Annotated in this window: 16 protein-coding genes; 10 read left to right on the top strand and 6 right to left on the bottom strand. The window is 74.9% G+C overall.

Features of this window, described 5'->3' with window-relative positions; genetic code table 11:
- The first annotated feature begins 1 nt into the window (after position 1).
- Positions 2–427, top strand: a complete 426-nt coding sequence (locus tag LN042_RS13040) for a fluoride efflux transporter FluC (RefSeq protein ID WP_230051330.1) — start codon at positions 2–4, stop codon at positions 425–427.
- Positions 428–452: 25 nt separating this feature from the next.
- A complete protein-coding gene (gene crcB, locus LN042_RS13035) occupies positions 453–827 on the top strand; it encodes a fluoride efflux transporter CrcB (protein ID WP_230051329.1) in 375 nt (124 codons plus the stop codon).
- Between the two features lie 30 nt (positions 828–857).
- On the opposite strand, the gene LN042_RS13030 is transcribed toward crcB, so the two are convergent.
- Positions 858–1,232, bottom strand: coding sequence for a hypothetical protein (locus LN042_RS13030; RefSeq protein ID WP_230051328.1), 375 nt, complete (start codon positions 1,230–1,232; stop codon positions 858–860).
- 156 nt (positions 1,233–1,388) lie between these two features.
- Here LN042_RS13030 and LN042_RS13025 point away from each other — a divergent pair, with 156 nt between their 5' ends.
- A complete protein-coding gene (locus LN042_RS13025; RefSeq protein ID WP_230051327.1) occupies positions 1,389–2,108 on the top strand; it encodes an alpha/beta fold hydrolase in 720 nt (239 codons plus the stop codon).
- Between the two features lie 85 nt (positions 2,109–2,193).
- Here the strand turns inward: LN042_RS13025 and LN042_RS13020 are convergent, their stop codons facing one another.
- Positions 2,194–3,444 (bottom strand): MFS transporter, encoded by a 1,251-nt coding sequence (locus LN042_RS13020; protein WP_230051326.1) that lies wholly within the window; start codon positions 3,442–3,444, stop codon positions 2,194–2,196.
- Between the two features lie 139 nt (positions 3,445–3,583).
- On the opposite strand from LN042_RS13020, the gene LN042_RS13015 reads away from it, so the two are divergent.
- Entirely contained in the window at positions 3,584–4,462 is an 879-nt protein-coding gene (locus tag LN042_RS13015) for a site-specific integrase (protein WP_230051325.1), read from the top strand.
- Positions 4,463–4,498: 36 nt separating this feature from the next.
- On the opposite strand, the gene LN042_RS38000 is transcribed toward LN042_RS13015, so the two are convergent.
- Complete coding sequence (locus LN042_RS38000) at positions 4,499–4,906, bottom strand: chaplin (protein ID WP_372495725.1); 408 nt, start codon at positions 4,904–4,906, stop codon at positions 4,499–4,501.
- A gap of 207 nt (positions 4,907–5,113) precedes the next feature.
- Positions 5,114–5,776, bottom strand: a complete 663-nt coding sequence (locus LN042_RS13005; RefSeq protein ID WP_230051324.1) for a response regulator — start codon at positions 5,774–5,776, stop codon at positions 5,114–5,116.
- A 183-nt stretch (positions 5,777–5,959) separates the two neighbouring features.
- Here LN042_RS13005 and LN042_RS13000 point away from each other — a divergent pair, with 183 nt between their 5' ends.
- Both LN042_RS13000 and LN042_RS12995 read left to right on the top strand, forming a co-directional pair.
- A complete protein-coding gene (locus LN042_RS13000; protein WP_372495724.1) occupies positions 5,960–7,795 on the top strand; it encodes a phosphatidylglycerol lysyltransferase domain-containing protein in 1,836 nt (611 codons plus the stop codon).
- 259 nt (positions 7,796–8,054) lie between these two features.
- Entirely contained in the window at positions 8,055–8,807 is a 753-nt protein-coding gene (locus LN042_RS12995; protein ID WP_230051323.1) for a hypothetical protein, read from the top strand.
- Between the two features lie 108 nt (positions 8,808–8,915).
- Here LN042_RS12995 and LN042_RS12990 read toward each other — a convergent pair whose 3' ends face one another.
- Positions 8,916–11,600: an ATP-binding SpoIIE family protein phosphatase gene (locus LN042_RS12990; RefSeq protein WP_230051322.1), complete on the bottom strand. Its 2,685-nt coding sequence runs from the start codon at positions 11,598–11,600 to the stop codon at positions 8,916–8,918.
- A 393-nt stretch (positions 11,601–11,993) separates the two neighbouring features.
- Here LN042_RS12990 and LN042_RS37250 point away from each other — a divergent pair, with 393 nt between their 5' ends.
- From LN042_RS37250 to LN042_RS12970, 4 genes are read left to right on the top strand one after another with little or no spacing between them, the layout of a single operon-like run.
- Positions 11,994–13,289 carry a rhodanese-like domain-containing protein gene (locus LN042_RS37250; RefSeq protein WP_283843704.1) on the top strand — a complete coding sequence of 432 codons (1,296 nt, stop codon included), beginning with the start codon at positions 11,994–11,996 and terminating at the stop codon, positions 13,287–13,289.
- 45 nt (positions 13,290–13,334) lie between these two features.
- A complete protein-coding gene (locus LN042_RS12980; protein ID WP_230051321.1) occupies positions 13,335–14,057 on the top strand; it encodes a DUF5819 family protein in 723 nt (240 codons plus the stop codon).
- The gene (locus LN042_RS12975) at positions 14,057–15,475 is read left to right on the top strand and encodes an HTTM domain-containing protein (protein WP_230051320.1); all 1,419 of its coding nucleotides are present in this window, start codon (positions 14,057–14,059) and stop codon (positions 15,473–15,475) included. Before LN042_RS12980 ends, LN042_RS12975 begins: the two co-directional genes overlap by 1 nt.
- A gap of 10 nt (positions 15,476–15,485) precedes the next feature.
- Positions 15,486–17,732, top strand: a complete 2,247-nt coding sequence (locus LN042_RS12970; RefSeq protein ID WP_230051319.1) for an FUSC family protein — start codon at positions 15,486–15,488, stop codon at positions 17,730–17,732.
- Between the two features lie 13 nt (positions 17,733–17,745).
- On the opposite strand, the gene LN042_RS12965 is transcribed toward LN042_RS12970, so the two are convergent.
- Positions 17,746–18,534, bottom strand: a complete 789-nt coding sequence (locus tag LN042_RS12965; RefSeq protein WP_230051318.1) for a TrmH family RNA methyltransferase — start codon at positions 18,532–18,534, stop codon at positions 17,746–17,748.
- Positions 18,535–18,545 lie beyond the last annotated feature (11 nt).

Genomic DNA, 18,545 nt, shown 5'->3' with positions numbered 1-18,545 from the left:
CGTGGCGCAGCGGACCGCGACGGCGGCGCAGTACCAGGCGGTGGCCGTGGTGGGGGTCGGGGGTGTGCTCGGCGCGGAGGTGCGGTACGGGCTCGGGCTGCTGTGGCCGACGCCCGGCGGGACCTTCCCGTGGACCACCCTGCTGATCAACGCGGCGGGCTGCCTGGTGATCGGGGTCTTCCTGGTGGCGGTCACCGAAGGGCGGCCGGCCCACCGGCTGGTCCGGCCGTTCTTCGGCACCGGGGTGCTGGGCGGGTTCACCACCTTCTCCACCTACTGCCTGGACGTGCGCCGGCTGCTGGTCGGCCATCACCCGGCGCTCGCCGTCGGCTACCTGACGGGCACCCTGCTGGCCGCGCTGGCGGCGGTGGCGGCGGGCGCGGCCGGCACCCGCTGGTGGCTGGTCCGGCGCGGGGCCGCGCGATGAGGCGGGGCGGGCCGGAGGCCGGAGGATGAACGGGGCGGTACTGGTGGCGGTGGGTGCCGTGGTGGGCGCGCCACTGCGGTTCCTGACGGACCGCGCGGTGCAGGCGCGGTACGGCTCGGAGTTCCCCTGGGGCACCCTGGTGGTGAACGCGCTCGGTTCGCTGGTGCTGGGGCTGGTGGCCGGGGCGGTGGCGTCCGGGGCGGCGTCCGGGCAGCTGCAACTGCTGGTCGGCACCGGGTTCTGCGGGGCGCTGACCACCTACTCGACGTTCGGTTACGAGACCTTGCGGCTGCTGGAGACCGGTGCTCGGCGCTGGGCGGCGGCCAATGTCGCGGTGTCGCTGCTGGTGGGGATGGCGGCGGTGTACGCGGGCGCCGGGCTGGCCGGGCTGCTGTCCTGACGGCCCGCCCGGCCGCTCCGGGCGGCCCGGTCAGACCGTCAGTCCGCTCTCCACCCGCCGGATGTGATGGCGTGCCATCGCCAGGTTGGCGCGGGACCGGTCCAGCACCAGGTAGAGGAAGAGGCCCTCGCCGCCCGGGCCGGTCAGCGGCCGGATCAGGTGGTACTGGTGGGTCAGCGTGGTGAGGATGTCCTCCATCGCCTCGCCGGTGCGGCCCTGCAGCTCGTTGGCCCGCAGGGTGGCCCGGACCAGGTCGGTGCTGCCGGCCGCGGCCAGCGTGAGGTCCAGGTCGGCGGAGTGTCCCAGGGTGCCCAGGGCCATGCCGCTGCTCATGTCGACCAGGGCCGCGCCCAGGGCGCCGTCGATGGTCAGCGCCTCCTTGAGCGCTGTCTCGACTCCGGCCATCGGGTACCTCCAGGTGCGGGAAGGCGATCGTGGTGCTGGTCACGAGGGTAGGGAGACGGCGGGTCCATGCCGGGCGGCTGACCGGTATTGGTCGATAGTTGTCCGGGCCTGCCGGAGATCGTCTGTGCAGGACCGACTGATGGCAGGAGGAGCCGGATGACGAGGCTGCGGTGGAAGGTCCGATCGGCCGGGGCCCGCGCGGTGGTGCTGGTGCTGCACGGCGGGCGGGAGGCCGATCTGGCGCCGGCCCGGCCCTGGCAGCCGGCGGCGGTGCGGATGGCGCCCTTCCTGCGCCCGCTGCGCCGGGCCACCGCGGGCGGTGAGGTGGCGGTGGGCCTGGTGCGGTACCGGCACCGGGGCTGGAACGGGCAGCGGGCCGACGCCGCCCAGGACGTGCTGGCCGCGCTGGACGCGGTGGCCGCCGAGTGCGGGCCGGTGCCGGTGGTGCTGCTCGGGCACTCGATGGGCGGTCGGGCCGCGCTGCGGGCTGCCGGGCACCGGGCGGTCACCGGTGTGGTCGCGCTGGCCCCCTGGTGCCCGGCCGGGGAACCCTGCGAGCAGTTGGCCGGCCGCACCTTGGTCACCCTGCACGGCGACCGGGACCGGATCACCGATCCGGCCGCCACCCTGGCCTTCGCCGCGCGGGCCCGGGCGGCCGGGGCGGCGGTGGCCGGGATCGAGGTGGCCGGTGGTGACCACGCGATGCTGCGGCGGCACCGGGACTGGCACCGCGGCGCGGCCGACCTGGTGGCCGCGCTGCTCGGGCTGCGGCCGGTGCCCGGGCCGGTGGCCGAGGCGCTGACGGCGCGCGGGGCGGACCGGGCGGGGCTGCACATTCCGCTGCCGAGGAGTCGTCCGCTGCCGGTGAGCCGCTGATCGGGCCGGCCCGGTCGGCCGCTGATCGGTGGGCCGGGCCCGGTCGGCCGCTGCCGGGGAGACCGGTGCGGCCGGCGCGGCGCCGCTAGTTCTCCCGGACGGCGCGCACGCCCAGCGCCGCCGCGGTGGACACCAGCTGGAAGACCGCGCCCGCCGCCAGCACCGTCCCGGTGCCCAGCAGCGCCGCGGCCGGTCCGGCCAGCGCCAGCCCCACCGGGCCGAGGGCGAAGGCGCCGAGGTAGCCGTAGGCACTCACCCGGGCCTGCAGCTCCCGCGGAATCAGCCGCTGCCAGGCCAGCGTGCTCAGGCTCCCGCCGACCGCCGAGGCGATGCCGGCCAGCAGCGCGGCCGCGCAGACCCAGGTCAGTGCGGCACGGCACGCCAGTGCGGCCGAGGGCAGCACATAGCCGAGCCCAGTGATCGTGGAGACCAGCACCGGCCGGCGCGGGTCGCGACCGAGCAGCAGCAGCGAGCCCAGCACCGAGCCGCCGCCGAAGCAGGCCAGCACCACGCCCCAGGCCCGGGCTCCGCCCAGGTGCTGCTCGGTGTCGGCCGGGCCGAGCACCAGGAACGGCGCCCAGAGCAGCAGATTGAAGAAGCAGGCCTGCAGACAGGTGGTCCACAGCCAGTTGTGGGAGCGGAACTCGCCCCAGCCGTCGCGCAGTTCGGCGAGCAGGCCGGGTCGGTGCCCGGCGGGCGGCGGCAGGGCGACGACCACCCGGCTGAGCGCCAGCAGGCTGACCGCGAAGCTGCCCGCGTCCGCCGCCAGCACCACGCCGGGGCCGGCCCAGGCGGTGAGCAGGCCGGCCAGCGCCGGCCCGGCCACGTTGGCGGTGGACCGGACCAGGGTGATCGTCGCATTGGCCTGGGCGAGCTGCTCGGCGGGCGCGAGCCGAGGGATCAGGGCGTTCAGCGCCGGGGTGAAGACCGCCTCGCCGACGCCGCCCACCGCGGCCAGCGCCAGCAGCAGGCCGAGCGGCCGGTACCCCGTCAGCAGCGCGAGGGCGAAGCCGCTCTGCGAGACGACCCGCACCGCGTCGGCGGTCAGCATCACCCGGCGGCTGCCCAGCCGGTCCGCCGCCGCGCCACCGACCAGCAGCATCAGCACCACCGGCACGATCCTGGCGGTCAGCACCCAGCCCAGGGTGTCGGCCCCGCCGGAGCCCGGCAGCAGCGCGAAGGCGAGCGCGACGGGGGCCATCGCGGAGCCGAACAGCGAGGTGGCGTGGCCGGGGAGGAACCAGCGGAAGTTCTCCTCCCGCCGTAACAAGGACATGGCGGAGCGCACCCCGCGGGCCCGGCCGGGCCCGCGGCGCTCCTGCAGCGCGGTGGTCATGGGCAGCAGCGTGCCGCGCGCGAATGCCGGCGCACAAGGGTTCCGCGGCCAGAAATTGAGTTATTCGGCATCAATTCCTGACTATGCTTCAAATGGCGCAGTAAATCGGCGCTGAGCTGGGCAGAGAGGGGATTTCCTTGTGAGTGATTTACTGCGGGAACCGGTGGAGTACTCGGTGGCGGTGGAGCGTTATCTGACGGCCGCCCGGCTTTCCGAGGGCTCCCGTCGGGTGTACCGGATCGCGCTGGCGACCTGGGCCTGGGCGCTGGCCGACCGCCCGCCGCCGGTCGGCGCACAGCGGCGCCGGGCGGCCCCGCCGGTGCTGCCGCTGGCCCTGCTCGACGACCCCCGGGCGGCGCAGCGGCTGCGGTCGGCGGTGGCGGCGCGTGCGGCCGAGCCGCGCACCGTGAACCGGGAGCTGTCGGCGCTGCGCGGTGCGATCGGTTGGTGGCGGGCCCAGGGCTGGCTGGTCACCGACCCACTGGGCGGTCAGGCGGCCGTCGAGCCGGTGGCGGCGGTGGGGGTCCCCGGAGGCGGGGGGAGGGCTCCGCTCACCGAGGCGCAGGTGCGGGCGGTGCTGGCGCTGCCGGCGCCGCTGCGGGACCAGGTCTGCTGGCACCTGATCCATGAGTCGGGGGCGCCGATCAGGCGGATCCTGGCGCTGGACGTGGACGACATCGACCGGTCCGGGCGGCGCGGCCGCGGTCGGGCGGCCGATCTGAGCTGGGGTGCCGGCACTGCCCGGCTGCTGCCGCTACTGCTGGTCAGCCGGGCCGGCGGACCGCTGCTGCTGACGGACCGGCGGGCCCCGGCCGGGGTGCCGGCGGCCGACCGCTGCCCGCTGACCGGGCGCGGGCGACTCTCCTACCGCCGGGCCGCCGAGCTGTTCACGGCGGCCACCCGCGAGCTGGATCCGGCGGGCCGGGGGTGGACGCTGTGCCGGCTGCGGCGGGGCGGCGCGCCCGGGCCGGCGGGCACCGGGCAGAGGCGCGGACGGCGAACGGCCGGCCCCGCCTGAGTGGCGGGACCGGCCGGTGCTTGCGCGCGGGCTCGATCAGTCGTCGTCGCCGTCGTGGTCGTGGTCGTGGTCGTGGTCGTGATCGTGGTCGTGGTCGCACCCGCGGTCGCACCCGTGGTCGTGGTCACGCCCGTGGTCGTGGTCACGCCCGTGGTCGCGGTCGCGGTCACGGTCACGGTCGTTGTCACGGCCGCGGTCGTTCACGTCCGCGTTGATGCAGGTGTTCCCGGCCGCCGGGTTGAGCAGACCGATCAGGCTGATCGAGTTGCCGCAGACGTTGACCGGGATGTGGACCGGGATCTGCACGACGTTGCCGGACAGGATGCCGGGCGAGCCGATCGCGGCGCCCTCCGCGGTGGCGTCGGCCGACGCGACGCCGGCCCCACCCAGCACGAGAGCGCCGGCAGCGCAGGTCAGCACCAGAGCCCTGCGGAAGTCCTTCATGTGTGTTCTCCAATTCCTTGCGGAGCGAACGAGTCAAAGAGCGAGCACATTCGGCCGGAGTTGACCGAATGTGTTCCCCTGGTCACTCTTCGTCTTGGAGTCCTGTTTGGCGCGCTACGCCGCCCAGTAGGGGCGCTCAAGTCACCCGCACGGCGCAGCCCGCGCCACCGGTCGGGCGAGGTGCGGCGGGTCGGGGCCCGTGGCAGGTCAGTGGCGGGGCGGGCGGACCAGGCCGGCCCGGTGGGCGATCACCGCGGCCTGCACCCGGTTCGCGGCCCTGAGCTTGCCGAGGATGGCGCTGATGTGGTCCTTGACGGTGCCGGTGCCCAGCAGCAGTCGGTCGGCGATCTCGGCGTTGGCCAGTCCCTCGCCGAGCAGCGCCAGCACCTCCAGCTCACGCCCGGTCAGGGTGCGGACCAGGGCGAGTGCGTCGGCGTCCGGGCCGCCGCCCTCCACGTAGCCGCCGATCACCGTGCGGGTCACCGCGGGCGACAGCATCGAGCCGCCGGCCGCCAGCACCCGCACCGCGTGCACCAACTGGTCGGGCGCGGTGTCCTTGAGCAGGAAGCCGGCCGCACCGCCGCGCAGCGCGGTGCCGATGTACTCGTCGGTGTCGAAGGTGGTGAGCATCGAGACGGCCGGCGGGTCGGGCAGGGCGCGCAGCAGCCGCAGCACCGCGAGGCCGTCCAGATCGGGCATCCGGACGTCCAGCAGCACCACGTGCGGCTTCAGCCGGCGCGCGTGCTCCTCGGCCTCGCCGCCGGAGCAGGTGCCCACCAGTTCCAGGCCGGGCGCCGAGCCGACGATCATGCCCAGGCCCGAGCGGACCAGCAGCTCGTCGTCGACGATCAGCACGCGGATCGGTTCCACTGCTCCTCCTCTGTCCTTCCCAGGGGACGAGCGTAGGGCCAATCGCGGTTGCCACCCCCGCCGATCGGCGGGGGCCGAATCCACTGGCCGCATCACGCGTTCGGGTAGGCGGTTGAGCCACGATGGATGACGTGCCACCAGGTGCGGATGCGCCCCTGGAACTGATCGTTTGGAATTGATCCCGTGTCCTCCCCCACCAAGCAGCCGGCGCCGGCTGCCTCGGCCGCGCCCCGACCGGGCCTGCCGGCCCGGCTGCGTCCGCTCGCCGCCACCGGCACCGTCTGGTACCTGCGGCTGATCGCGCTGCTCAACCTGGTGGCGGTGGTCGCCGTGCCGTTCCGGCAGACGGTTCGCCACCACTCCGAGGGGCAGTTCTTCACTCCGTACCTGATGACCGCCGGCCTGGCCGCCGCGGTGCTGTCGCTGTTCCTCGCGGTGGCGATGCGGCGGCGCAAGCGGGCCGCCTGGATCTTCAACGCCGGTCTGGGCGGGCTGACCTTCCTGACCTACGTGCTGGCGCTGAGCTTGCCCGGCACGGACCACTTCAACCGGCACCCGTTCAACTACTTCTCCGCCGTGCTGACCGGCCTGTTCATGCTCTGCCTGCTGGTCGGGCGCAAGGAGTTCACCTCCAAGGGCGACCGCTCCAACCCGTGGACGGCGGCAATCACCTTCGTCGCCGGCCTGCTGCTCGGCGGGCTGATCGGCTCGCTGCTGGTGGACGCCAACAACTCGCTGCCGGGCGCCGACTTCGGCGACCGGTTCGGCTACGCGATCGCCCGGATGGTCACGGTGACCCCGTCCGACCGGGTGATGGACGTGATCGACGTCCCGAACTGGGTCAACACCTTCATCAACGCGATGGGCGCGGTGCTCTTCCTGCTGGTGCTCTACGTGGCCTTCCGCAGCCCGCGCGGCAAGGAACTGCTCACCGCGGAGGACGAGGTCCGGCTGCGCGAGCTGCTGGCCAAGCAGGGTGAGCGGGACTCGCTGGGGTACTTCGCCACCCGGCGCGACAAGGCGGTGATCTTCTCGCCGTCCGGCAAGGCCGCGGTCACCTACCGGGTGGTCGGCGGGGTGTCGCTGGCCTCCGGCGACCCGATCGGCGACCCGGAGGCCTGGCCGAGCGCGATCGAGCTCTGGCTGGCCGAGGCCCGGGAGCACGCCTGGGCGCCGGCCGTCACCGGGGCCTCCGAGGAGGCCGGGGTGATCTACGCCCGGCACGGCCTGGACGCCCTGGAGCTGGGCGACGAGGCGATCGTCGAGCTCGACGACTTCTCCATGGAGGGCCGCGCGATGCGGGTGGTCCGCCAGGCCTACAACCGGGTCAAGCGGGCCGGCTACATGGTGCGGATCCGGCGGCACGAGGACATCCCCGAGCAGGAGATGGCCGCGCTGCTGGACCGGGCCGACCACTGGCGGGACGGCCAGACCGAGCGCGGCTTCTCGATGGCCCTGGGCCGGCTCGGCGATCCGGCCGACGGGCGCTGCGTGATGCTGGAGTGCCATGACGGGGACGGTGAGCTGCGGGCCCTGCTGAGCTTCGTGCCGTGGGGCGAGAAGGGCCTTTCGCTCGACCTGATGCGCCGCGACCGGGACTCCGAGAACGGCCTGGTCGAGTTCATGGTGATCGAACTACTGGAGAAGGGCCGCAAGGAACTCCAGTTGGAGCGGGTTTCGCTGAACTTCGCGATGTTCCGCTCGGTTTTCGAGCGCGGTTCCCGACTCGGCGCCGGCCCGGTGCTGCGGTTGTGGCGCTCGATTCTCGGATTCTTCTCCCGGTGGTGGCAGATCGAGTCGCTCTACCGGGCGAACGCCAAGTACCGGCCGATCTGGGAGCCGCGCTACCTGCTCTTCGAGAAGAGCAGCGAGCTGCCCCGGATCGGCATCGCCAACGCCCGTGCGGAGGGCTTCATCACCGCACCCAGCCTCCCAGCGCTCTTCCGTCGCCGGCATCGGCGGCCCGCCGTCCAGGCGCCGCCGTCGGCGCCCGCGGCGGAAGGCGACGGGAAGGGGTAGCCCTCCGCCGGGGGGCGGAGGGGGACCGCGACAGCCGGTCCCTAGGGGGGAACCCGGGTTTGCCCCGTCCCGGAGCAGGGCAATGCCCCGACCTTTGAATGTGCGCCATCCCACCTGAGGATGACGCCCGACTCGGTATGGAGAGCGATTCGCTCGTTGTTGGAACTGCCTAGGCTTGAAAACGGCTCCAACTGAGCGGCACAGGATCGGGACCGGGCTCGATCCGACCACGATTCGTGAACAGAACAGAGAGGTCGTCGTGAATCAGAAGGCCCACGCGGGGGACGTGCGGCAGGGGCGGTCGGGGTTGGTCCGACGCGCCGTTGTCGCCGAGTGGGGAACCCTCTTCGGCACCGTCCGGGAGTCGCTGCGCACCAAGCGGCTCGCCGCCGTTCCGCTGGCGATCGGTGCGACGCTGCTCATCCTGCTCTTCGACGTCGCCCAGCACCTGCCGCACGGTCAGCACGTGGTGAACCAGCTCGGCGGGGTCAAGGCCGGGCAGCCGCTGGACCTGTCGCTGCTGCGCACCCCGCTGTCGCTCTTCGTGCCGGCGCTCGACCTGCCGGTGTGGGGCGCGCTGGTCCAGGTGCTGGTGGTGTTCGGGATCGCCGAAATCGTGCTGGGCCGCCGGGCCACCCTGGTGATCGCCTACGCCTGCACCCTGGCCGGCACCCTCTTCGCCCGGATCGGGGTCGCGCTCGGCCGCGACCACCTGCCGGGCCTGTCGCCGGCGATCGCGCACGTGCGGGACACCGGCCCGTCGGCCGCCGTGGTGGCGCTCATCCTCTGCGCGGCCTGGCGGACCCGGGCCCGGGCCACCGCGGTCGGAGTGTTCGCGGTGATGGCCGTCGAGGTGATCGCGATACCCAACCTGGCGGGCATGGAGCACATCGTGGCGCTCTGCACCGCGCTGCTGCTGGCCGTCGCGGGCGAGCTGACCGGCAACTACTGGTCCCGGGTGTGGAACGGCGTGGGCGCGGCCAACCTGTTCGCCGAGCAGCGGGCTGCCTGAGCCCGGCGCCGCCGGCCTGAGCCCGGTGCCGCCGACCGGCCGACCGCCGGCTGCACCGACCGGGCCGGCCGACCGCCGGCGGCACCGACCGGACCGGCTGCCGGCCGGTCAGTCGCGCGGCAGCGCCTGGTAGCCGCGCGGCAGCGACTGCTCGAACCAGACCACCTTGCCCACCGCCTTTCGGGCCGTGCCCCAGCGCTCGGCCAGCTGGCTCACCAGGTTGAGGCCCCGGCCGTTCTCGTCCATCGACTCGGCCGGCACCAGCGAGGGCAGGTTGTAGTTGTCGTCGCTGACCTCCACCAGCAGCTTGTCCACCCGGATGAGCTGCAGCTGCACGTAGTCCCTGGCCACCCGGACGGCGTTCGTCACCAGCTCGCTGACCAGCAGCTCGGTGGTGTCCCCGAGCGCGCCCAGCCCCCAGGCGGCCAGCCGCTCGCGGACCAGCAGCCGGGCCCGGCCCACCTCGGCGGTGTCCACGGCCAGTGTCCAGGTCGCCACCTCGGTCTCCGCCACCCCGTCGAACCGGGCCACCAGCAGCGCCACGTCGTCCTTGCGGTCGTCGCTGTGCAGCCGGTCCAGCACCGTGTCGCAGGCCTCCTCCGGGCTGCGCCGGGGATCGATCAGGTTGCCGCAGAGCGCGGCCAGCCCGGCTCCTATGTCGCCACCGCGCACCTCGACCAGCCCGTCGGTGCACATCACCAGCATCGAACCGTCGCTGACGTCGATCTTCTTGGCCACGAACGGCACCCCGCCGACGCCGATCGGCGCACCGGCCGGGATCTCCAGCAGCTCACCGGTGCCGTCCGGGTGCACCAGCACCGGCGGCACGTGCCCGGCGCTGGCCAGCTCGCAGGTGCGGTTGATCGGGTCGTAGACCGCGTAGAGGCAGGTCGCCAGGTGGTCGTCGCCCAGCTTGTGGGCCAGGTTGTCCAGGTGGCGCAGCAACTGCCCGGGCGGCAGGTCGAGCGCGGCCAGGGTCTGCATCGCGGTGCGGAACCGGCCCATCGCGGCGGCCGAGTGCAGCCCGTGCCCCATCACGTCGCCGACGACCAGCGCCACCCGGCTGCCGGGCAGCTGGATCGCGTCGAACCAGTCGCCGCCCACCTCGGCCCGGCGGTCGCCCGGCATGTAGCGGTGGGCGATCTGCACCCCGGGGATCTGCGGCGGCCGGCTCGGGATCATCGAGCGCTGCAGGGTGGTGGCCACCTTCGACTCGGCCCGGTGCAGTCGGGCGTTGTCCAGCGACAGCGCGGCCCGGGCGGCCAGCTCCAGCAGGGTGGCGGCGTCCGACTCGTCGAAGGGCGTGCGGTCCGGCAGCCGCAGCAGTTTGAGGATGCCCAGCACGGTGCCGCGCGCGGACAGCGGCAGCACCAGCATCGAGCGGCCGGAGACCACCGGTACCAGGCCCGGCCCGCCGCCCAGTGCCGCCGCGTAGTCCACCGCGATGTCCGCGCCGACCACCGGCACCAGCACCGCCTGGTTCTTCTGCAGGGCCATCCCGGGCGGGGTGGAGCGCGGCATCGCCAGCAGCGCGCCCTCGTCCAGCACGTGCCCCCACTGGTCGCCGGCCCGGTGGAAGCTGCGGGCCACCCGGCGCAGCATGGTGTCGTCGTCCGGCTGCTCCTCGGGCAGTTCGGCGTCCGAGATCAACCGGTCCAGCAGGTCCACGCAGGCGAAGTCGGCGACCCGGGGCACCAGCACCTGGCAGAGCTCGCGGGCGGTGGTGTCCAGGTCCAGGGTGGTGCCGACCTTGGAGCCGACCTCGTTCAGCAGGGTCAGCTGATCTCCCGCCTGACCGTTCGTCAGCAGCTGGGAGAGCTGCTCGGCGCCGGCCCGCGGGTGGCCGTTGGCGTCGGCCGGTGCCGCAGCGCCGCGCGGGGCCGGCACCGGCGAGGCCGGGTCGGGCCGGGGCTCGCCGCCCGGTTCCGGTACCACCCGCAGGGCGGGCGGGCCGCCCGCCGCGCTGACCCGCTGCTGCGGGGTCGGGTAGCGCCGGCCCAGCCCGGCGGCCAGCGCGGCCACCCCGGCGGTCTGCGGCTCGTAGGGGACCACCGGCAGCCGGGTGCCGGCGTCCACCCAGAGCGCGGGCACCCCGGCGGCGGCCACCTGGCGCAGCAGCAGCTGCTGCCGGGCGGGGCTGATCCGCGGCAGCAGCGGGGCGAGCGGCCCGGCACCGCCCGGGGTGGCCGGGCCCAGGGTGGCCGAGATCCAGTGGAAGGCTCCGCCGGCCTCCGACCGGGTGGCACCCCACTGGCCGCCCTCGGCGGCGGCGTAGGGCATCAGCTTCCGGCCGATCGCGATCCGCGGCCCGCGGGCCCGCAGCGGCCGGGCGTCGGCGGCGAGCACCAGCAGGCTGCGGCCGTCCGGCTCGACCAGTGGATAGGCCCACCAGAGCACCGAGCGGGCCCGGTCCTCCCGGTCGGTCACCGGCATCAGGCCGGCCCAGGCACCCGTTCCGGTCAGGTCGTCCAGGGTGTCGAAGGCGTCGCAGCGGCGGGCGGCCGGCAGCGGCGGCTCGCTCGCGATCCGCGGTTCGACGGCCGGCAGCAGGCCGCGGGCGGGAAGGCCCTGCACCGCCCCGGTGCGATGGCCGAAGAGCTCCTCGGCCGCCCGGGTCCAGAGCGCGATCCGGCCGTCCGGATCGATGAGCACGGCTGCCAGCCGCACCATGGCCACCACGCCGGCCGGCTGCTGCCCGGCCGCGCTCGACTCCGCGGTGGCTGGCGCCAACGCGCCCACGGCACCGGGGAGTTCGCTGGGTGTGTCCACTGTGGAGTTCGGGTCATCCGCCATGGGACTGCTATCGCTCCCGCCTGTCCGACCGCGCTGGGGCCGCCACCTGTGCGGCTGTCAGGTCTCCGCGTCGCTGTTGCCGCTCCCAGCGAAGCACGGACGGACCGGAGACCGGTACCGAAACCGCCAGATTGCTCAGTATCAGTTGCGTGTCACCCAGCGTGCGCCGTCTCGCACGGTCTGTCCATCGGTTCATGACCTGAAATCGCTGTACTCGGCGTCCCGCGCGCCCCCGGGTAGGCTCGGCCGGGTGGATGAGCGAGGCGCCGTGAGCGAGCGGTGGGGGTCCCCCCGGCCGGAGGCCGGGGGAGGGGCCGCCCCCGAGGGGTGCGCGTGGGCGGATGCCCCCGCCGAGCCGGGCCGGCGAAGCGTGGTCGCCGCCGGGGTGGGCGCATGAGTACTCCGGCGCAGTGGTTCGACCCCGAGCTGGCGCTCCTGGAGGAGCGCGTCGCGGCCACCGAACTGGCCTGGCTGACCCTGGACGTGGACGTGGCCACGCTGCGGGTGGAGATCGACAACTTCGCGTTGATCCACCACGAGCGGCTCGGCCCCCTCTACGCCCGGCTGGACGAGCTGGAGGCCCTGGTCGCGGAGGCCCGGGCGGCCCGCACCGGCGATCCGGAGGACCTCCGCCGGGCGGCCGAGGCCCGCCAGGTGGTGGACGAGCTGCCCGATCTGGACGCGCTGTTCGCCGACATCCGGGAGGCCGAGGCGGCCCGCTCCGAGCAGCGCCCGCCGGGCGGGCCGCAGTCCGGCGAGCCGCCCAGGGAGGACCCCCGGGCCGGCGAGCCGCCCAGGGAGGTCCCCGGGGCCGCCGGCTGGGGAAGGGTCCGCCCCGGCAAGGAGGCGCAGCGGCTCTACCGGGAGCTGGCCCGCGCCGCCCACCCCGACCTGAGCACCGACCCGGCCGAGCAGCGGCGCCGCTCGGAGTTCATCGCGCGGGCCAACGAGGCCTACGGCCGCGGCGACACCGAGGCGCTGCGGGTGCTCGCCGAGGAGTGGTCGACGGCACCCGAGGCCGCCCCGCACCCGCAGGCGCCGGAGCGCGGCCAGTGGCTGCGCCAGCGCCTGGAGTGGCTGGGCGCCCGGATCGGCGAACTGGCCGCCGAGCGGGTGCGGCTGGAGTCCAGCCCGATGGGCGCCCTGCTGGCGCTGGCCCCGGGCGAGCCGGAGCGGCTGCTCACCGAGCTGGCCGACCAGCTGCTGGCCACCGCCGCGGAACGGCAGCGCGAGCTGGAGCGGCTGCTCGGCGAAGCCGCCCCGGCCGGCGGTCACGCCAGGCACAATGGGCCCTTCCCCGACTTCCGTCCGGGTGGTCCCACATCGGCTCACCGGCCACCGTCACCACAGGAGACTCCGAGCATGTTCCAGCAGATCCCCACCGTCGTGGTCGAGACCGTTCCCGCCGGGGCGGCGCTGATCGACGTGCGCGAGCAGGACGAGTGGGACGCCGGGCACGCCGAGGGCGCGCTGCACCTGCCGATGAGCCAGTTCACCGCCCGGCTCGACGAGCTGCCGGACGGTCCGCTGTACGTGGTGTGCCGGGTCGGCGGCCGCTCTGCCCAGGTGGTGCAGTACCTGGTGGCGCAGGGCCGGGAGGCGTTCAACGTCGACGGCGGGATGTTCGCCTGGGAGCAGGCCGGCCGCCCGCTGGTGTCCGGCTCGGGCGACCAGGCGTACGTGCTCTGACCGGCCCGCGCGGGGCCGCAGCCGACCAGACCGGAGGGGGAGTCGATGGCGGAGCGGGGCGAGGTGCCGGAACCGGAATCGGAGCCCGAGCCGGAGCCCGAGCCGGGGCCCGGGCGCGGGGCCGGGGGCGAGTCGGGGCCCGGGGCTGGGCCGCGGGTCTGGTCGCTGCCCGCGCTGGTGGTGCTGTCCGCCGCCGCGATGGCGCTGCTGTCGGCCACCGCGGTGCTGCTGGGCGCGCTGCTGCTGACCAACGCGCCGCCGAACTCGCTCTCGCAGCGCTACCAGAGCCAGCTGAACGGGCTGGTCTATCCGGAGTTCGAGCAGAATTGGCGGCTGTTCGCGCCGGATCCGCTGCAGGACAACATCAACGTGCGGGTCAGGGCGCGTAGCGCGGCCGGCGACGGCGGCTGGGTCGACCTGACGGCGCAGGACATCGCCGCGATCCGCGGCAATCCGTTCCCCAGCCACGCCGAGCAGAACGAGCTGCGCCGGGCCTGGGACTTCTACGACACCACCCACGACGACCGGGAGATGCCGACCGCCGGGGTGCGCAGCTCGCTGGCCGACGAGTACCTCAAGCGGATCGCGCTGCAGCGGCTCGGCCGGACCTCGGGCGGGGCGCCGATCACCGGTGTCGAGCTGCGGGCCGACACCGTGCCGGTGGCCCCGCCGCCGTGGACCGCGGCGCCCCGGCCGGCCGCCGCCGGGCCGCAGTCGCGCGAGCTGCCCTGGTGGTCGGTGTCCGACCAGGATTACGCGGGGTTGTGATGAGCAGTCAGGAAGTCAGCCGCCAGGACACGGACGAGCGCCAGGAGCCGCTGTCCGGCACCCCGCGCCGGCCCGCCCAGGCCGGGCCACCCGCCGTGCCCGCACTCGCCATCGAGCCCCCCGCCGCCGTGCCCGCCACTGCTGCCGTGCCCCCCGCCCAGGCCGGGCCCCCCGCCACAGCCCTGCTCCCCGCCGCCGCCGGGCCCGCCACCGCTGCCCGGCCCGCCCCCGCCGCCGGACCGCCGCCGTTGTCCGCGGCAGCCCGGCCCGGGGTGGCCGCGCAGGCCGGCCAGGCCGCGGCGGCCGCCTTCGCCGCCTTCACCGGCCGCCCGATGGCCCGCTACCAGGCCGCCGTGGTGCGGATCGGCTTCGCCCTGGTGGTCCTGGTCCAACTGCTGCGCGAGTGGCCCGGGAGCCGCGAGCTGTACGGCGACCGGTCGCCCTGGAGCCTCGACATGGCCCGCCGGCTGGCGCAGCAGACCCATGCCTTCTCGGTGCTGGAGTGGCAGGACGGGTGCTGGTGGTTCGAGGCCTGTTACGCGCTGACCGTGCTGGCCGCGGTGCTGATGCTGCTCGGCTGGCGCACCAGGTTCAGCTCGGTCGCCTTCCTGGTGGGGGTGCTGTCGGTGCAGAACCGCGGCGTGCTGGTCGGCGACGGCGGCGACAACCTGGTCCATCTGATGGCGATCTACCTGGCCTTCACCCGGTGCGCCGAGGTCTGGTCGCTGGACGCCCGCCGCCGGGACCGGGGCGCGGCTCCCGGGGTGGGCGGGGTGCTGCTCTGGGGCGTGGCGGCGGGTCTGCTGGGCTGGGCGCAGTTGACCGGCCGGATCTCCTGGGCGTCGGCGGGCGGCTGGTCCGGCCCCGGGTGGGCCGCGCTGTTCTGGACGCTCTGGGCGGTGGCCGGCCTCTGGTGGGTCGTCAACCGCCGGTGGCCGGCCGGTGAGGGCCGGGCGGTGCTGGACGCGCTCGGCAGCATGGTGCACCACTGCGCGCTGTTCATGGTCGGTGCGCAGGTGGTGCTGGTCTATGCGACGGCCGGCCTCTACAAGGTGCAGGGCCCCCGCTGGCAGGACGGCACCGCGCTCTACTACCCGCTGCATCTGGACTACTTCACGCCCTGGCCGGGGCTGTCGGCGCTGCTCGGCTCCAGCGCGCTGCTGGTCTTCGCGTTCTCCTACGGCACGGTGCTGCTGCAGGTGGCGTTCCCGTTCACGCTGGTGAACCGCAGGCTGAAGAACGTGCTGCTGGCGGTGATGGTGCTGGAGCACCTGGGGATCGCGGTGCTGCTCGGCCTGCCGGTCTTCTCGCTGGCGATGATCGCGGCGGACGCGGTCTTCCTGCCCACCGGACTGCTGCTCTGGTTGGACCGAAGGGCGGGTGAGTGGCGGCCGGGCAGGCGGCCGCGCCCCGCCTAGACTGTCCGTTATGCCCTGGCTCGATGCGCTTCGTCACACGAGCCGGGCCGCTTTGGCGGTCGAGCGGCAGTTCAACGAGCCCAAGCGGGCGGCTCGCGGGGCGTTCGCGGTGGCACTGGTGGTCTTCCCGGTGCTGGCGATCGGCGGGCCGCGGCCGGCCACCTCGGCCGCGACGGGCGCCTTCATCGCCGGGATCGCCACCTTCCAGCGCAGCTTCCGGCCGCGGCCCTCGCTGGCCCTGGCCGCCGGGATCGGACTGGGCGTCAGCACCTTCGTGGGCTATCTGGCGGTCGGGGTGACCGGGCTGTTCCTGCTGCTGCTGGCCGTCTGGTCGTTCGCCGCCGGGCTGGCCTGGTCGATGGGCCCGACCGCCGGGGTGCTGGCCGCCAACACCGTCACGGTGATGCTGGTGGTGGTGCAGCTGCCGGTCAGCGTGTCGACCGCGCTCGGCCACGCGCTGCTCTGCTCGCTCGGCGGCGCGGTGCAGGCCCTGGTGATCATCGTGCTGCCGCTGCGCAGCTGGGGCGCCCACCGGGACGCGCTGGCCGACGCCTACGCCGAGCTGGCCCACTTCGCCCGTCGGCTGCGGCACGACCCGCGGGCCGTCCTGGACCCCGAGCCGCTGATGGAGGCCCGGCACGCCGAAGCCCTGACGCCCTGGCAGGAGCGCCGCCGGCCACCGGAGCTGCCCGGGCTGCGCGCCATCGCGGAGCGGATCCGGCCGGCCCTGGCGGGGATCGCCGCGGTGGAGTTCGGCCGGGTCATCGAGCCGCTGGAGCCCTGGTCGGCCCTCGGCGGGGAGGAGCCCCCGGAGCCGGCGGACGTGCCGGAGGATCCGGAGCTGGCCGAGGTGGAGGCCCGGCTGTCGGCCGCGGCCGAGGCGGAGAACGAGGCCGAGTACGACCGCTCCCGCGAGGTGCTGGCCGGCGCCGCGCAGATGCTGGACGCGCTGGCCCGGGCGATCCGCACCGGCGACCTGGTCGCCTATCCCCGATCGGCCCCCGCGACGCTGGCCCCGTCCGGTCGGCAGGCGCTGCGCGGCCCCGCACTGCGCGCCGCCCGACTGCTGACCACGCTGCTCGGCCGGGCCGCCGAGGAGCTGGAGCGCAGCCGGGAGACCCCGCTGACCGGACCGGTGGCCGGCCACGATGGCGTGCTGCGCCGGCCGGGGCTGGCCCGGATGGTGCCGGTGGCGGCCCGCACCGCCTGGCGGCAGATCCAGCTCGGCACCCCGGTGCTGCACCACGCGATGCGGCTGTCCGGCGTGGTCACCGCGGCCTACCTGCTGGCCAAGCTGACCGGGCTGCACCACAGCTACTGGGCGGCGATGACCGCCGCCATGGTGATCCGTCCGGACTTCCGCCAGACCTACAGCCGCGGCGTGGCCCGGGTGCTGGGCACCCTCACCGGCGTGGTGGTGGCCACCGCGGTGGTGGAGCTGGCCCACCCCGACCAGTGGGTCACCTGCGCCCTGGCGGTGCTCTTCATGAGCTTCGCCTACCTCCTGCTGCCCACCGGCTACGCGGTGATCACCACCTGCATCTCCGGCTACGCGGTCTTCCTGCTCAGCCTGGTGTCGGGCAGCGCGCTGGCCGACGCCTGGGAGCGGGTGGTGATGACGCTGCTCGGCGGTGCGGTGGCGCTGGTCGCCTACGCGCTCTTCCCGACCTGGGAGACGGTGCGGCTGCCGGAGCGCACCGCCGAGTGGATCGCGGCGGCGGGCCGCTACGCGGGGGCCGTGCTGGCCGGCTACGGCGATCCGGCGGGCCGGGACCCGCGCACCGTGCGGTCCGCCCTGCTGGCCCAACGGGAGGCCCGGGCGGACTTCCTGCAGGCCCGGGAGCGGGCCGCCGCCGAGCCGGTGGCGCTGGCCGACCGGCACCCCCGGCTGGGCCGCAAGCAGTTGGGCCGGGCCCGCGAGGCACTCGGCTACCTCGCCCGGGTGGCGCTGCTGATGGAGGCGCACCTGCCGGGACCGACGGCCGAACCGGTGCCGGGGGCGAGCGAGTTCGGCGCGCTGCTGACCGAGTCCACGGCGGCCGCCGGTGCCGCGGTGCTGACCGGTGACCCGGTCGACTTCACCTCGCTGCGGGCCGCCTACCAGGCCTGGGAGGACGCCGACATGCCGGCCACCGACCTGGAGTTGGAGTACAGCCACCGTGGCACCAGCGAGCAGCAGGACGTGGTCCGGTCGGGCTGCCGGCTGCTGCTGGCCGCCTTCGGCGAGCTGGAACGGGCGCTGCAGCCCCGTCCCTGAACCCGACGGGCGGTCAGGACGTCTCGGTGTGGGACATCCAGTGGAACAGTCCCATGCCGACCGAGGTGGCCAGGTTGAAGCTGGAGACCCGGGGGCGCATCGGGATCGCCAGCAGGCCGTCCGCCCCGGCCCGCAGCTCCTGGGAGACGCCGTGCCGCTCCGAACCGAACACCAGCAGCGCGTCGTCGGGCAGCACCACCGAGCGGATGTCGCTGCCCTCGGGGTCGAGCACGAACCGCGGGCCGGCCGGCAGCCGGTCGGCGGGCAGCCGGGCCACGTTGGTGGCGAAGTGCAACCCGGCACCGGCCCGGACCACGCCCGGGTGCCAGGGGTCGACGTCGCCGGTGGTCACCACCCCGGTGGCGCCGAAGCCGGCCGCCAGCCGGACCACGGCGCCGATGTTGCCCAGGTTGCGCGGGTTGTCCAGCACCACCACCGGGGCCCGGCGCGGCAGCGCGGCCAGCCGGTCGAGCACGGCGCCCTGGTCGGGGCGCACGGCGAGCGCGGCCACCCCGGTGGGGTGCGGCCGGGGCACCAGCTCGCGCAGCACGGCGGGCGGCACCGGGGTGGCGGCCGCCAGGATCCGCTCGGCCACGTCCGGCGCCAGCTTCTCCGCGAGCACGGCCAGCCCGGCGGCGTCGGCGGTGAGCACCTGGTGGACCTCACCGCCGAACCGCAGGGCGTGCTTGAGCGCGTGGAAGCCGTCGATCAGCAGGCTCTCCGGCCGCTCCGCCGCCGACCGCCAGCGGCGCACGGCGAGGTCGGGGTCCTGAGGTCCGGTCGTGCCCGCATCCATGGTCATGGCGAGAACTC

Source organism: Kitasatospora humi, from assembly GCF_020907985.1.
Lineage (GTDB): Bacteria > Actinomycetota > Actinomycetes > Streptomycetales > Streptomycetaceae > Kitasatospora > Kitasatospora humi.
Note: the sequence above shows the minus strand (reverse complement) of the source record. Positions and strands in the feature narration are given on the sequence as shown.

Bases quoted from the DNA above. Each gene is read 5' to 3' on its own strand.
- crcB (WP_230051329.1), top strand. From the start codon at position 453: ATGAACGGGGCGGTACTGGTGGCGGTGGGTGCCGTGGTGGGCGCGCCA.
- LN042_RS13030 (WP_230051328.1), bottom strand. From the start codon at position 1,232: ATGGCCGGAGTCGAGACAGCGCTCAAGGAGGCGCTGACCATCGACGGC.
- LN042_RS13025 (WP_230051327.1), top strand. From the start codon at position 1,389: ATGACGAGGCTGCGGTGGAAGGTCCGATCGGCCGGGGCCCGCGCGGTG.
- LN042_RS13020 (WP_230051326.1), bottom strand. From the start codon at position 3,444: ATGACCACCGCGCTGCAGGAGCGCCGCGGGCCCGGCCGGGCCCGCGGG.
- LN042_RS38000 (WP_372495725.1), bottom strand. From the start codon at position 4,906: ATGAAGGACTTCCGCAGGGCTCTGGTGCTGACCTGCGCTGCCGGCGCT.
- LN042_RS12990 (WP_230051322.1), bottom strand. From the start codon at position 11,600: ATGGCGGATGACCCGAACTCCACAGTGGACACACCCAGCGAACTCCCC.
- LN042_RS37250 (WP_283843704.1), top strand. From the start codon at position 11,994: ATGAGTACTCCGGCGCAGTGGTTCGACCCCGAGCTGGCGCTCCTGGAG.
- LN042_RS12980 (WP_230051321.1), top strand. From the start codon at position 13,335: ATGGCGGAGCGGGGCGAGGTGCCGGAACCGGAATCGGAGCCCGAGCCG.
- LN042_RS12975 (WP_230051320.1), top strand. From the start codon at position 14,057: ATGAGCAGTCAGGAAGTCAGCCGCCAGGACACGGACGAGCGCCAGGAG.
- LN042_RS12970 (WP_230051319.1), top strand. From the start codon at position 15,486: ATGCCCTGGCTCGATGCGCTTCGTCACACGAGCCGGGCCGCTTTGGCG.
- LN042_RS12965 (WP_230051318.1), bottom strand. From the start codon at position 18,534: ATGACCATGGATGCGGGCACGACCGGACCTCAGGACCCCGACCTCGCC.